Consider the following 12,904-nt stretch of genomic DNA (forward strand, 5'->3'; position numbering starts at 1 on the left):
GATGGCCCGGTGCCCCGGTCCTTGCGCCATTTCCTGATCTGGCTGTCGTGCACGGTCCTCACCGTCACGGCGGTGTCGTTGACCGTGCGCTTCGTGGTGGGTTCGACGGCGCCGCTGCCGCCGTCCGCGCGGGATGTGGCGGCCGGGATCGCCACCAACTCGCCCAGTTCCGTGGTGATCGGCTCGCCGACGGCCACGCCCCGGCAGTCGCCGACGCGGACCCGCAAGCCCGCGGTGTCGCCGTCCCCCTCGACCCGTCGCCCGACGGCGACCGCGACCAGCCCGTCCTCCGCGCCGGCCGCGCCGCCGTCGACCGCCTCCCGGCCGCCGGACTGCGAAGGGGGCGCCGGGACGCACAGTTTCGAGTCGACGGGCGGTCAGGCGTCGATACGGTTCGGCGCGGACGCGGTGTGCCTGGTCTCGGCGGTGCCCGCGATCGGCTTCACCACGAGCACCCGGCAGAGCGCGCCGGACACCCTCACCATCACCTTCACCGGGGCGCGCCACCGCTCGGAGCTGACGGCGACGCTGCGTCCGCAGGCGAAGGAGGTCACCAGCGAGGTGTCCTGGTGAGGCGCGGTGTCCGCGGTTCTTCGCCCGCCCGGCCGGGGGCGGGGCTCAGCGGTGTCCGCGGTCCTGCGGACGCCCGGCCGGGGGCGGGGCTCAGCGGAATCTGCGGCTTTCCTTAGGGGAACGTGAAGTTGGGCTGGGGCGGCTGATCGGACGGCTCCGGCCGCCTAGGGTCGTGCCCGCCGGACCGTTCCTGTGAGCGGGTCCCCCTCACGACACGTCTCCCCCACCACGAGGTGCCAGCGATGAGTTCGTCCCGCCGTGCCCACTCCCGTAACTCCGCCCATGGCCAGCACAGGGCGAGGCGCAAGCCGCGGATACGCATGGCGGTGACCGGAGCCGCGGCTCTGGCCGTACTCGGTGGCGGCACCGCCTTCGCCTGCCTCGGGGCGCCGCATCAGGGGTCGCCCACCGCCGGGCACAGCGACTCCGGGTCCGGCTCCGGCTCCGGCGACACGAGCGCGTCGGCCGGGCACAGGCCCGGCGGCAAGCCGGCCGGTTTCCGGCCCACCGCCCCCGCCGCGACCATCTCCACCACGCACCGCCCGCGCCCCGGACGGCCGAGCCCCAAGCCGACGGCCACGCCGACCGGCACCCCGGTGACCACCGCGCCCACGACGGCGGCGCCCAGCCCCTCGGCGACGACTCCCGCACCGCCCGCCGCGACGAACCCGCCGAGCGCCGGCGACGCCGTGCAGCAGGTGCTCGACCTGATCAACCGCAATCGCGCCGCCGAGGGCCTCGCCCCGTACACGCTGCTCGAAGGGCTCAACAAGAGTGCCGCCGCGCACAATCAGGTGATGGCGTCCGGCTGCGGCCTGTCCCACCAGTGCCCGGGCGAACCGGCCTTCGGTGACCGCGAGACGGCCGCCGGGGTGCACTGGACGTCGGCGGGCGAGAACATCGGCGAGGGCGGCGGTGTGGGCTCCTCCGCCTCCGCGATCGCCGCGAGCGCCGTCGGTCTGACGCAGATGATGCTCGACGAGAAGGCCCCCGACGACGGCCACCGCCGCAACATCCTCAGCAGCGGCTACACGCACATCGGCATCGACGTCTACCGCGACGGTTCCGGCACGGTCTGGATGACGCAGGACTTCTCCAACTGACCGTCGCCGCCTCCTACTTCCTTCCCGCCCGGTGCCGCGAACCCCACAGCGCGGCACGTTCCCGTCGGCCGGGGCCGACCTCCCCCCGGCCCCGGCCGACGGATGTCCGACCGGCCGCGCCGTTCCCTCGCGGGTCTCCGGCAGGGGTGAACGGGCCGCTCACGCGGTGTGGTTGTCCGGCTGGAGGGCGGCGGCCAAGGCGGTCGGGCCGTGGGCGGTGGACCCTTGGGCGTACGCGGCGGCGTACGCCTGGTCGCCCAGCGCCGCGCGGGCCGTCTCCTCGCAGCGCTCGCGCACCAGTTGGAGTTCCGGCGCGCCGCGCTGCGGGTGGCCGACGCTGCGCCAATAGGCGCCGCCGGTGCCGTAGACCGACGCGGCCTGCTCGGGCCGGCCCTCGGCGGCCAGGGCCGCGGCGAGCAGGTCGAGGCCGAGCGCGATGCCGAAGGCGTCCCCGATAAGGCGTTTGCTCTCCAGCATGGTGCGGGCGTAGCCGATGGCCTCGGTGGGGGCGCCGGAGAAGAGGGCGACGACGGAGAGCTGGTAGTCCAGGTAGGAGCGGGTCCACACCTCGCCGGTGCGTACGCAGTGCTCGCGCAGTTCGAGGGCCCGCTCGCGGCCTTCGGCGAAGTCCCCGAGGGCGGTGAGGGAGAGCACTTCGACGAGGTTGCAGCGCAGCCGGTCCGGGGAGTCGAAGGCGAAGCCGGGCGCGCCGCCGAGCGCCGCGCGTACCGCGTCCAGTGCCTTGCGCGGCTGGCCCATGAGCAGGCCCAGCAGGCCGGTGAGGCAGGCGGCGGCGATCCGCTCCTCCTGGTCGCCGCCCGCTTCGGCCGCGGCCTCCACCTCGGCGCTGATCTCGGTGGCCAGGGCGTAGTCCCCTTGGAGGGTGACCGTGGCCCCGAGGCCGGTGAGCGCGCGGGCACGGGCCCGGTCCTGCGCGGTGTGCAGTTCCAGGGCGCGCTCCAGATAGGAGCGGGCTTCCTTGAGGTGGCCGCAGCAGGTCCAGAAGTAGACCAGCAGCCCGGCCAGTTCGGCGGCCTGCGCCGGGTCGTGGACGAGCCAGTGGTCGAGGGCGGAGCGCAGGTCGGGGTGGGTGTCCTCGATCACCCGGTAGCCGAGGAGCTGGTCGGGGCTCGACCAGCTCCCGTCCGCCCAGCGGGCGAGGCCGGTGAAGTAGTCGGCGTGACGGCGGGCGGTCGCGGCGGACTCGCCCAGCTCGCGCAGCCACTCACCGCCGTACTCGCGGATCGTGTCGAGCATGCGGTAGCGCTCGCGGTGTCCTGCGCCGCTCGACGCGTCGTCGGCGGGGGCCGCCCTGATGATCACCGACTGGGTGACCAGCCGTTCCAGGGTCGGCGCGACGTCAGCGGCGCGCAGCGGGCCGCCGGTGGCGACCGCTTCCGCGGCGGCCAGGTCGAAGGCGCCGCGAAAGACGCTGAGCCGGGCCCAGAGCAGCCGTTCCTGCGGGGTGCACAGCTCGTGGCTCCAGCCGATCGCGGTGCGCAGTGTCTGGTGGCGCCGGGGCCAGACGAAGCCGGTGCGGGACAGGACGTCGAAGCGTGAGCCGAGGCGGTCGGCGACGTCGGCGACGGTGGCGGGGCCGACCTGGGCCGCGGCCAGTTCGATGGCCAGCGGTATCCCTTCGAGGCGGCGGCAGATGGTCGCGGCGGCCTCCGCCGCGCCGGGTTCCGCGAGCGGGGTGTGGCCGAGGCGGCCGGTGACGCGCTGGTTGAAGAGGGCGAGCGCGTCCTGTCCTTCGGCCGACAGCGGTGCGACGTCGATCAGTTCCTCCACGGCGGAGGCCAACGGGCGGCGGCTGGTGGCCAGTACGGTCAGGCCGGGCGCGGCCGTCAGCAGTTCTCCGACGAGGTGGGCGCACGCCTCGACCAGGTGCTCGCAGGAGTCGAGCACGAGTAACAGGCGCTTGTCGGCGAGCCATTCGCACAGTGCCTCGACGGGCATCCGCGGTGAGTGGTCGGCGAGGTCGACGGCGTCGCTGACGGTGGCGAGCAGCAGGTGGGGGCTGTCGAGGGTGGCGAGGTCGGCCCACCAGGTGCCGTCGGGGAAGCGGGAGGAGTCGGTGTCTTCCGCAGAACCGATTCGCCGGTCCGCGCCCGGCTCCTGTTCCGCGGCGACTTCCACGGCGACGCGGCCGACCGACGCGCGCGCCGCCGCCCGCAGCGCGAGCCGTGTCTTGCCGACTCCGCCGGGCCCGGTGAGGGTGATCAGCCGGCGGTGTGCCAACGCCATGTCCAGCCGCGCGAGTTCCGCCGTACGGCCGACGAAACTCGTTGTCTCCTGCGGAATGTGCCCCTTCATGGCCACAGCCTGACACCGACCGACCGCGGAGGGAAACGGGCCGTCGTGGTGAAGCTCGGCGCGAGTGCCTCATGAGGGCGCGTCAGGCGGCGTACGCGGAACCGGACTCGGGCCGGTCCCGCGGGTCGCGCGCTTCACCCGTACTGACGGAGAGTCACCCGGTGAACCAGGGGTTCCCGCCGCCGAGGGACCAGACGGAGACTTTGGTGACGCCCAGTGAGGTCAGCACCGCCAGCTTGGAGTTGAGCGCGGTGCTGTCCACGTAGTCGTAGAGCTTTCCTCCGGAGACCCAGCGGATCTCTCCGGAAGAGGCGTCGCGACGGGCGGCGATCGTGCTCGGGTCGGTGGAGAAGCCGGGGCTGTGCTTCATGTCGCTGAACTGGATGTTGCCGGTGACCGCGTCCAGGTCGCACGGGTCGGGCGCGCTGATGCCGTACGAGGGCAGGGCGATGACCAGCCGCGACGGGTCCGGGATCTTGCTCTGCGCGTACCGCGTGACCTGCTTGAGCCAGGCGAGCGGGGTGATCGGCAGGCAGCGGCTGCCGGGCGCGGTGTCGAACTCCTCGTCGTACGCCATGATGTCCAGTTCGTCGACGCCCTTGGCGCTGACGGCGGCGTAGTCGTAGAAGGCGGCGTCCTCGGTCATCGCGGGCGCGTCGACCACGAGCTTCTTGCCCTGCGCGTGCAGGGAGGTCGCGAGCTGGCCGAGGAAGGTCTTGTAGTTGGTGAAGTCGGCGGCGCTCCAGGACCAGTAGTCCTCCATGTCGACATCCACGCCGGTGAGTTGGTTGGTCACCACGAAGGAGGTGAGCTGCGAGACGGCGTCGCTCCGGTTGGCACTGCTGCTGACCAGGGCGTGGACGTCGGCGGTGGTCATGCCGGAGACGGTCGGGTACTGGTAGGCGGAGTGCGCCTTGAGGTCGGCGACGTTGTCGGCGCTGTAGGTGTTGCAGAGCCCGGCGGCCGTGGTCTCCAGGCTGACCTTGCCCTTGCCGGTGACGCTCCAGTACTCGGGTTTGAGCGCGCCGTTCTTGACCCGGTTGTCGGCGTATTCGCTCGGCGCGGTGCAGGTGGAGTCGCCTGCGGAGCCGGGGTAGAGCCAGGTCTGTAGCTGTACGGCGGAGGCGGCGGTACGGGCGGCGGGCGGCCGGTGGGCGGCGCCGCTCGACGCGGCGGCCGACGTACCGGGTCCGGACGTACCGCTGTCGGTCGTCATGGCGCCCGCGGCCATGGCACCGGCGAGGGCGGCCGAACAAGCGGCGGCCGTGGCGAGGATGAGCCTGCGACGAAGCATGATCCGTCCCTTCGGGGCGTGGGGGTGCGCCGCGTCGGCCGGGGCGGCGGCGCGGGGTGGGGGGTGACGGAGGAGTCGTGGGTGGGCGCGGGGGCTACCCGTTGTCGTTCCAGTAGGGGTCGAGGACCAGGGTGTCGGCGCCCGGTACGCGCGAGGCCGCCGACCAGGAGCCGCCCAGGACGCGTCCGCTGTCGGGCTCGGGGGCGAGCGACAGTTCGGTGAGGATGCGGTACCGGTCGCCCCGGTAGACGGAGCGGGTGAACTCCACGACGCGCCCGTCCGCGTCCCTGGCGGCGCGTTCGAAGAGCAGGGCCGGGGTGTGGACGGGCACGCCGAGCAGTTCGGCCTCGGCCTCGTCCACCACGGTCGGTTCGATGAGCTGTGAGGCGCGGGTGAGCAGGATGCCGTACCGGCTGCCGAGCAGGCGGTAGAAGGAGTCGGTCTCCAGGTCGTGGGCGGTGAGGCCGGGGACCAGCGCCAGCGGTACGTGCAGCGTCTCGACGCACATCGGGTCGCCGTCGACCAGCCGCAGCCGGGCGATCCGCAGGATCCGGTCGGCCGGGGCCGTGCCGAGGCGGCGGCCGATCCTGGGTCCGGCGGCCATGTCGGTGAACTCCACGGTGCGGCTGGTCCATGCGCCGTCCACACCGCCGACGCCCAGGCTCGGTCCCGGCCCCGCGGCCGGGCCCAGGCGCTGGGCGACCTTGTCCTCGGCGACGAAGACGCCGCGCCCGTGGGCCCGGATCAGCAGTCCGTCGCGCACCAGGTCGTCCATCACCGAGCGCAGCGTCGGGCGGGAGACCTCCAGGGTCTCGCAGAGCTGGCGCTCACCGGGCAGCGGTCGTCCGGTCGCGGTCTCCTCGACGAGGTCGAGGAGGTGCGTACGGATCCGCTGCCGCTTCTCCCAGCGGCTCTCGCTGCTGACCATGGGCCCACCAGTCCTGTCCGCGCGGGGCGGGTGCCGGTGTCTCGGCGTCCGGACGCCGAGGTGTTCGGCGACGCACCGATGATGGACCCCGTTCTTACCACTGGTCAATATGTGGTCAACGAATCCGCGCCGGAGTCAGCGGACAAAGGTCGGGGGACAAAGGTCAGCGGGTACGGGTCAGCGGGAAAAAGGTCAGCGGGTACGGGCGGCGCGCTCCGCGTTCTTCTCCTTGATCCGCACCGCTTCCTTGCGGACCTCCGCCTGCACGGCACGCTCCTCGACCAGCCACTGCGGCTGGTCCCGCTTCAGCGCCTCGATCTCCTCGGTGGTGAGCGCCTCGGTCACGCCGCCGCGCGCGAGACCCGCGATGGACACGCCGAGCTTGGACGCGACGACGGGGCGGGGGTGCGGTCCGTTGTGCCGCAGTTCCACCAGCCACTCGGGGGGATCGGCCTGGAGCGCGTTGAGCTCAGTGCGCGAGACGACACCCTCCTGGAACTCGGCGGGTGTGGCCTGGAGGTACACACCCAGCTTCTTCGCCGCTGTCGCGGGCTTCATGGTCTGGGCGGTCTGCTGCGACGTCATGCCGTCAAGGGTAACGAGCGCGTGCGCCGCCTCCGACCACCAGCGGATAACCTGCTGGGGTGACAGGTTCGGAAGTACCTCCTTCGTTCCGGCTCGCATACGTTCCGGGCGTGATGCCGACCAAGTGGGTGCGGATCTGGAACGAGCGACTGCCGGAGGTCCCGCTCACCCTGGTCCCGGTGCCCGCCGCCGAGGCGTTCGGCGCGCTGCGGGACGGCGGCGGGTCCGGCGCGGACGCCGGATTCGTACGGCTGCCGGTCGACGGCGCGGACCTCAGCGCGATCCCGCTCTACACGGAGACGACGGTGGTCGTCGTCCCCAAGGACCACGCGGTCGCGGCGGTCGACGAGGTGTCGCTGGCCGACCTCGCGGACGACATCGTGCTGCGTCCCCTGGACGACACCCTCACCTGGCAGACGCCGCCGGGGCGGCCCGCGAAGGAGCGGCCCGCCACCACGGCGGACGCCGTGGAACTGGTCGCGGCGGGTGTGGGCCTGCTGATCGTCCCCCAGTCGCTCGCGCGGCTGCACCACCGCAGGGACCTCACCTACCGGCCGGTCCCGGACGCGCCCGAGTCCCGCGTCGCCCTGTCCTGGCCGCAGGAGGAGACCACGGATCTGGTGGAACACCTCATCGGCATCGTGCGCGGTCGCACCGTCAACAGCACGCGCGGCCGGCCGCTCCCGGAGCGGTCCGCACCGGGGGCGAAGGCCGCGAAGGCCACGGACAAGGCGAAGGACAAGCGCCCGGACAAGGTGTCGCAGGCGCGCCGCAAGCCCGCGCCGGGCCGGGGTGCCGGAGGCAAGGGCGGCAAGAGCGGCGGTACGGGCGGCGCGAAGCGCGGCAAGCCCCGCCGCCGCCCGTAGCCGGACCGGGGTCCCGGTCCCCCGTACGGCAGCGCGGTCGGCCGGACCCGCCATGGAGGCACCGCCCGGCCGGCCGACCGCGATCACGTGGACGATGCGTGCCGGAGGCGGGTCGTCAGCTCGCGGGCGTCACGACGATGGCGTTGACCTGGGCCTGGTTGGCGGAGCCGCGGGTGAAGTCGAGGGAGACGGTGCCGGAGGCGTCCACGGTGACGGGGAAGTCCTTCTCGACGCCGAAGGCTTCCTGGCCGTCCGCGCCCGCCGCCACGGCCGCGCCGATGGTGTCGAAGTCGGTCAGGACCTTGGCGCCGTCGATCGTGACGTCGAATTCACGCTGACCGGAGTGGGTGTAGTACCAGTCCATGAAGTAGAGACGGACCTGGTAGTCGGCGCCCGGGGTGAGACCGGGGATGCTGTAGGAGGAGTCCCCGACGCGTGAGGTGTTCCAGATGTCGGCGGGGATCGGGTGGGCCACGGTCCGTCCCCAGTTCGGGAAGCTGGGAGCGCCCGCGGGAATGGTGTCGGGCCTGCCGCCGGTGCCGGTGTCCGCGATGAAGTCGCCGCCGCCCGCGCCGCCGAGGTCGATCGACACCCCTGGTGCCACGTCGGCGTGAGCGGTCCCCGCGGTCACGAGACCGCCCAGCACCATGCTCAGAGGGAGCCTCCCGCCGGACCCCTCGCGCGGCCGACGCGGTGGCGCGCGGGCCGGACCGGCCCCTGCCGGCCCATGGATCACCGGTGCCCGGACGGCGATACTGGGGGCATGACGTTCGTCGTTTTCATGACCCTGCCCGGTCTGGTCATCCTGCTGACCCTGGTGGCCTTCGCCGATCAGATGCTCATGCGGGCCGGGCGGGCCGGAATCCTGCCGTGGCGCGGCCCTGGCCGCCAGGGGCAGATCTCGTCCACCGGCTTCGAGATGCTGCACGCGAGCTTCTCGCCGGGCAAGCAGAACGAGTTGAAGGAGCGGCAGTCGGCCCTCGTGCTGCGGGACGACGAGGAGGACGGCGCGCCCGCGAACCGTACGACCGTCGATCTCCAGCGCGGGACCGCGGTCGTACGGATGGCGCGGCCCCGCTCCTGAGGCGCGACCTTCGGAACGCCTCTCGCCTAGGACGGCACGCGGCTCGCGACCGCCGCGTCCAGTCGGCTCACTTCGTCCTCCCCCAGGTGCAGTTCGGCGGCGCGGGCGGAGTCGAGGATCGTCTCGGGGCGGCGGGCGCCCGGTATGGGGATGAGGGCCGGGCTGGTGGACAACATCCAGGACAGCGCGGTGCGTTGCGGGCTGGCGTCGTGGGCGCGGCCGATCTCGGTGAAGGCGGCGGTGAGTTCGTCGTCCTTCGTGCCGATGGTGCCCAACGGCCGCCAGGCCAGGAACGCCAGACCGAGTTCCTCCGCGCGGCGCAGTACCGCGCGGTGCTGTACGGCGCTGGGTGAGAACTCGTTCTGCACGGCGACGAGGGCGTCACCCAACAGCTCGTGTGCCTGGTCGAGTTCGGCGACGGTGACGTTGGAGACACCGACCGAGGTGACGGTCCCGTCGGCGACCAGCCGGAGCAGCGCCGTCAGTGAGTCGGCGATCGGCACCACCGGGTCGGGTGCGTGCAGGAAGAACAGCTCGATACGGTCCAGGCGGAGCCGGTCGCGGGACGCGGCGGCCGAGCGGACGAGGTGGTCGGGGCTGCTGTCGGTGAGCCACCGCCCGTCGCCCGGTCTGACCCGGCCCGCCTTCGTCACCACCGTGACTCCGGAGGCGTCGCCGTCCCAGCTCTCCAGCGCGTCGGCGATCAGCGTCTCGTTGTGCCCTACTTCGTCGGCACCTGTGTGGTAGGCGGAGGCGGAGTCGATGAGGGTCACTCCGGCGTCGAGCGCGGTGTGGATCGTCGCCGTGGCACGGGCGCGGTCCGGGCGCCCTTCGATGGACAGCAGCATGCCGCCAAGGCCGACCGGGAAGACCTTCGAACTCCCGCACGCGCGGGTCGGGTTGGTGAGGTGCGGTGGGTGGTGCATACGGCTCCCTGTCTCGTGTGATGGTGCTGCCGCGTGCGGCGCCGGGGCCCTGGCGGCGCCTAGCGGCGTACCGCGAGGCGGCCCCGTGAGAAGACGGCGGCGACCTCGGCCTCCGGGTCCGCCAGCCGCTCGACGTGGACAGCGGGGTTGTGGCGGGTCAGGACGATGTCGGCGCGGGCGCCGGGCGCGAGCACACCGAGTTCACCGGCCGCGCCGAGCAGCCGGGCGCCGGTGGTGGTGGCGCTGCGCAGCACCGCCCAGCCCGGCTGCACCCTGGCCCGCAGCGCGAACTCCCGCGACTGGTGGACGTGCATCGCGCCGAGCAGGTCGGTGCCGAAGGCGATCGGGGCGTCGGCGGCGTGGGCGTGGGCCAGCGCGGTGAGGCCGCTGTCCCGGACGGCCGCGACCTTGGCGGTGCTCGCGGGCGGGAGCCCGTGGAGCGGACCCTCCTGCGCCAGCACCGTGTACGTCACCAGCGTCGGCACGTAGTACGCGTCGTGCTCGGCGAACAGCCGGGCCTCGTCCGGGCCGATCAGATTGCCGTGCTCGATGGTGCGTACGCCCAGGCGCAGCGCGCGGGCCACCGCCTGCGGGGTGTAGGCGTGCCCGGCGCAGTAGACGCCCGTCCGCGCGGCCTCGTCGACCGCCGCGCGGATCTCGTCCTCGCTGTACTGCGGGGTGTCGATCCGGTCGGTGGGGCTGGAGATCCCGCCGGAGAGCATGAGTTTCACGAACGACGCCCCGGACCGTACGCCTTCGCGTACGGCGGTGCGCAGTGCGTCGGGTCCGTCGACGATCCGGCCGATGCCGGGCACGGCCGGATGGTCGTCGGCGTGGTAGCGGCCACGGGGGCGCAGGTCGCCGTGGCCCCCGGTCTGCGACAGCGCCTTGCCGCACACGTACAGCCGGGGTCCTGGCGCCAGCCCCTCGTCCAGGGCGTCGGCCAGCCCGGCGTCGGCGCCGCCCGCGTCCCGGACGGTGGTGAAGCCGCGTTCGAGCATCGCGCGCAGTTCCCGTAGCGCGTGGGCGGTGACGTAGCTGGGCGCCATCCCGGTGTCGGCCCACTCGTCGGCGGTCACCGAGGTGACGTGCACGTGGCAGTCGATGAAGCCGGGGACCGCGTACAGGTCCGTGCCGTCCACGTCGCCGGGCGCGAGTGGGTCGGGGGTGTCGGCCGTGACGGCGGTGATCCGGTCTCCTTCCAGGGTGATCCGCCGGTCCCTGAGGATCTGTTCGCTCTCGGGGTCCACCACGCGGACGTGTCTGATGTCCATGCCGGTACGCCGCTCCTCGTCTCCGCTACACCCGTCGCCCGCTGGCTCGCGCCCCTGCGCTCAGGCGCCGAACAGCTCGTCGACGGTGGTCGTGGTGCCGGCGTTGCCGACCATGAAGCCGTAGTCGCCCGGCGCGGTGCGGGAGTAGCCCTCGCGGCTGAGCACCAGGATGTTGGAGTCGTACGGCGCGACGAGCTGTTCCAGCGTCTCGAAGGTGTACGGGTCCACGACCTCGCCCAGCACCGTGCCGCCCTTGATGACCTCGCCGAGCCGGTCAGGGGTGAAGTGGGAGATCATCGTGCCGCCCTTGGTCGGGCGCAGCGTGACGAGTTCGGTCATCACCGTCTGCTGCTCGACGATCGCCTCGGGGGCGCCTTCCAGCATGCCGATGCCCTTGAGCATGTTGCGGCCCTGGCGTACGGCCTTGTCGAGGAAGGCGTCGGTGAGCTGCCCGCCGCCGCCCAGTTCGCAGACGGTCGAGGAGATGCCGTTCTTGATCGCCCACGCGTTGGAGGTGCCCTCGTAGGGCTCGTGGTGGTAGAGCAGCGCGGCGCCGAAGGACGTGGCCATCTCCCGGCCGTCGTCCATGATGTAGGAGTACTCGACCGTGGAGTACAGGCCGCTGGAGTGGAAGTCCACGAAGTAGTCGGCCTGAAGCATGATCTCGGCGAGTACGGCGGCCAGTTGCTCGGTGACCGAGCCGTTGCGGTCGCCGGGGAAGATGCGGTTGAGGTTGAGGCCGTCCTGCGGGGTGAAGCGGGACATCGCCGCGTACGCGTACGGGTTGGCCACCGGTACGGCGACGATCGTGCCCGCCAGTTCGGCGGGGTCGACCGACGAGACGAACCTGCGGATCTCCTCGGGTCCCATGGCCTCGTCGCCGTGGACGCCGCCGAAGGCGACCAGGGTGGGCCCCGGCCGGGCGCCGGTCAGGCGGTGGACGGTGAGCGCGAGGTCGTGCCCGTTGTCCACGCGGGTGACGGGGACGGTCTCGACGGTGTGGCCGGGCTGCGCGGCCGGGGTACCGGTGGCTGTGGTGTCGCTCATCCGCTGTGTCTCCTTGCTGATACGGGTACTGATACGGGGATCGGTGCTCGGGTTCGTGTCGTCGCCGGGGCCGGGGACGGTGTCCCCGGCCGCGGCGGGGGTCACCGCATGTCGCCGATCGCGGACGCCTCCTGGCGCAGCGCGGGAACGGCTCCTTCGGCGAGGTCGAGGGTGAAGCGGGCGGCGGGTCCGCTGATGGAGAGTCCGGCGACCGCGACGCCGTCGGGGCCGACGACGGCGGCGGCCCGGCAGCGCAGGCCCACGCTGTAGGTCTCCTCGTCCACGGCGTAGCCGCGCCGCCTGGCCTCCTCCAGCTCCGGCTGCATCTTCTCCAGCGTGGCCTCGGGGTCCGCCACGTCGGCGCCGCGCAGCAGCGCGAGCTGCCGGGCGCGGGGCAGCCGGGACATGATGGCCTTGCCGAGCGCGGAGTTGTCGGGCGGTATGAACTCGCCGATGCGGTTCACCGCGCGCAGCGGCTGCTCGGACTCGGTGCGGGCGATGATGAACATGCTGTTCCCGACGATGCGTCCGGCGGTCGTGCTCTCGCCGGTGACGCCGGTGAGCAGCCGGGTGGCCTGCTGGAGGCGGTCGTTGCTGTAGAGGTGTTCGCTGACGGCCGCGGCCATGGCGGCGAGCCGTCGGCCGGGCACGAAGCGGTGCGAGGTGGTCTCGTTGAGGAAGCCCCAGGTGACGAGCTGGGCCGTCAGCCGGGACACGGTGGACAGCGGCGCGTCGGCCGCCGCCGCCAGTTCGGTGAGGGTCAGCGGTGCGCCCTCGGCGACCACGGACTGCTCCAGCAAGTTGAGGATGCGCCCCATGTAGCTGGGTGACTTGGTGTTCTCGCTGGGGGCCGGTACGGGGACTTCGGTGTCCTCTGCCATGGGTACGTGCGTCTCCTGTCGTCCCAA

General features: G+C 72.7%; 13 protein-coding genes. 4 read left to right on the forward strand and 9 right to left on the reverse strand.

The window, feature by feature from the left end; genetic code table 11:
- Positions 1–9 precede the first annotated feature (9 nt).
- Together ACIO6U_RS06060 and ACIO6U_RS06065 are read left to right on the forward strand one after the other, a co-directional pair.
- Positions 10–573 carry a hypothetical protein gene (locus tag ACIO6U_RS06060; RefSeq protein ID WP_401715957.1) on the forward strand — a complete coding sequence of 188 codons (564 nt, stop codon included), beginning with the start codon at positions 10–12 and terminating at the stop codon, positions 571–573.
- Between the two features lie 320 nt (positions 574–893).
- Positions 894–1,676 (forward strand): CAP domain-containing protein, encoded by a 783-nt coding sequence (locus ACIO6U_RS06065; RefSeq protein ID WP_401715960.1) that lies wholly within the window; start codon positions 894–896, stop codon positions 1,674–1,676.
- 159 nt (positions 1,677–1,835) lie between these two features.
- On the opposite strand, the gene ACIO6U_RS06070 is transcribed toward ACIO6U_RS06065, so the two are convergent.
- The 4 genes from ACIO6U_RS06070 to ACIO6U_RS06085 all read right to left on the reverse strand — a co-directional run bounded on the left by ACIO6U_RS06070 (position 1,836) and on the right by ACIO6U_RS06085 (position 6,799).
- Complete coding sequence (locus ACIO6U_RS06070; protein WP_401715963.1) at positions 1,836–3,992, reverse strand: ATP-binding protein; 2,157 nt, start codon at positions 3,990–3,992, stop codon at positions 1,836–1,838.
- Between the two features lie 154 nt (positions 3,993–4,146).
- Entirely contained in the window at positions 4,147–5,286 is a 1,140-nt protein-coding gene (locus ACIO6U_RS06075) for a glycosyl hydrolase family 18 protein (RefSeq protein WP_401715965.1), read from the reverse strand.
- 94 nt (positions 5,287–5,380) lie between these two features.
- Entirely contained in the window at positions 5,381–6,214 is an 834-nt protein-coding gene (locus tag ACIO6U_RS06080; RefSeq protein WP_401715968.1) for a GntR family transcriptional regulator, read from the reverse strand.
- Between the two features lie 192 nt (positions 6,215–6,406).
- The gene (locus tag ACIO6U_RS06085; RefSeq protein ID WP_391161785.1) at positions 6,407–6,799 is read right to left on the reverse strand and encodes a DUF5997 family protein; all 393 of its coding nucleotides are present in this window, start codon (positions 6,797–6,799) and stop codon (positions 6,407–6,409) included.
- Positions 6,800–6,858: 59 nt separating this feature from the next.
- Between ACIO6U_RS06085 and ACIO6U_RS06090 the strand changes: the two genes are divergently transcribed.
- A complete protein-coding gene (locus tag ACIO6U_RS06090; protein ID WP_401715971.1) occupies positions 6,859–7,665 on the forward strand; it encodes a LysR substrate-binding domain-containing protein in 807 nt (268 codons plus the stop codon).
- A 115-nt stretch (positions 7,666–7,780) separates the two neighbouring features.
- Here ACIO6U_RS06090 and ACIO6U_RS06095 read toward each other — a convergent pair whose 3' ends face one another.
- A complete protein-coding gene (locus ACIO6U_RS06095; RefSeq protein ID WP_401715973.1) occupies positions 7,781–8,296 on the reverse strand; it encodes a malectin domain-containing carbohydrate-binding protein in 516 nt (171 codons plus the stop codon).
- A 132-nt stretch (positions 8,297–8,428) separates the two neighbouring features.
- Here ACIO6U_RS06095 and ACIO6U_RS06100 point away from each other — a divergent pair, with 132 nt between their 5' ends.
- Positions 8,429–8,749, forward strand: a complete 321-nt coding sequence (locus tag ACIO6U_RS06100; protein ID WP_355348442.1) for a DUF6191 domain-containing protein — start codon at positions 8,429–8,431, stop codon at positions 8,747–8,749.
- 26 nt (positions 8,750–8,775) lie between these two features.
- On the opposite strand, the gene ACIO6U_RS06105 is transcribed toward ACIO6U_RS06100, so the two are convergent.
- The 4 genes from ACIO6U_RS06105 to ACIO6U_RS06120 all read right to left on the reverse strand — a co-directional run bounded on the left by ACIO6U_RS06105 (position 8,776) and on the right by ACIO6U_RS06120 (position 12,877).
- A complete protein-coding gene (locus ACIO6U_RS06105) occupies positions 8,776–9,675 on the reverse strand; it encodes an aldo/keto reductase (protein WP_401715976.1) in 900 nt (299 codons plus the stop codon).
- Positions 9,676–9,734: 59 nt separating this feature from the next.
- Positions 9,735–10,949, reverse strand: coding sequence for an amidohydrolase family protein (locus ACIO6U_RS06110; RefSeq protein ID WP_401715979.1), 1,215 nt, complete (start codon positions 10,947–10,949; stop codon positions 9,735–9,737).
- Between the two features lie 60 nt (positions 10,950–11,009).
- On the reverse strand, positions 11,010–11,996 hold the full coding sequence (locus ACIO6U_RS06115) for a M14 family metallopeptidase (protein WP_355348433.1): 987 nt from the start codon (positions 11,994–11,996) through the stop codon (positions 11,010–11,012).
- A 101-nt stretch (positions 11,997–12,097) separates the two neighbouring features.
- Entirely contained in the window at positions 12,098–12,877 is a 780-nt protein-coding gene (locus ACIO6U_RS06120) for an IclR family transcriptional regulator (protein ID WP_355348430.1), read from the reverse strand.
- Positions 12,878–12,904: the final 27 nt, after the last annotated feature.

This window comes from Streptomyces sp. NPDC087422, from assembly GCF_044744145.1.
GTDB lineage: Bacteria > Actinomycetota > Actinomycetes > Streptomycetales > Streptomycetaceae > Actinacidiphila.

Coding starts and splice junctions, on each gene's coding strand:
- ACIO6U_RS06075 (WP_401715965.1), bottom strand. CDS start 5,286: ATGCTTCGTCGCAGGCTCATCCTCGCCACGGCCGCCGCTTGTTCGGCC.
- ACIO6U_RS06085 (WP_391161785.1), bottom strand. CDS start 6,799: ATGACGTCGCAGCAGACCGCCCAGACCATGAAGCCCGCGACAGCGGCG.
- ACIO6U_RS06105 (WP_401715976.1), bottom strand. CDS start 9,675: ATGCACCACCCACCGCACCTCACCAACCCGACCCGCGCGTGCGGGAGT.
- ACIO6U_RS06120 (WP_355348430.1), bottom strand. CDS start 12,877: ATGGCAGAGGACACCGAAGTCCCCGTACCGGCCCCCAGCGAGAACACC.
- ACIO6U_RS06110 (WP_401715979.1), bottom strand. CDS start 10,949: ATGGACATCAGACACGTCCGCGTGGTGGACCCCGAGAGCGAACAGATC.
- ACIO6U_RS06100 (WP_355348442.1), top strand. CDS start 8,429: ATGACGTTCGTCGTTTTCATGACCCTGCCCGGTCTGGTCATCCTGCTG.
- ACIO6U_RS06080 (WP_401715968.1), bottom strand. CDS start 6,214: ATGGTCAGCAGCGAGAGCCGCTGGGAGAAGCGGCAGCGGATCCGTACG.
- ACIO6U_RS06070 (WP_401715963.1), bottom strand. CDS start 3,992: ATGAAGGGGCACATTCCGCAGGAGACAACGAGTTTCGTCGGCCGTACG.
- ACIO6U_RS06065 (WP_401715960.1), top strand. CDS start 894: ATGGCGGTGACCGGAGCCGCGGCTCTGGCCGTACTCGGTGGCGGCACC.
- ACIO6U_RS06115 (WP_355348433.1), bottom strand. CDS start 11,996: ATGAGCGACACCACAGCCACCGGTACCCCGGCCGCGCAGCCCGGCCAC.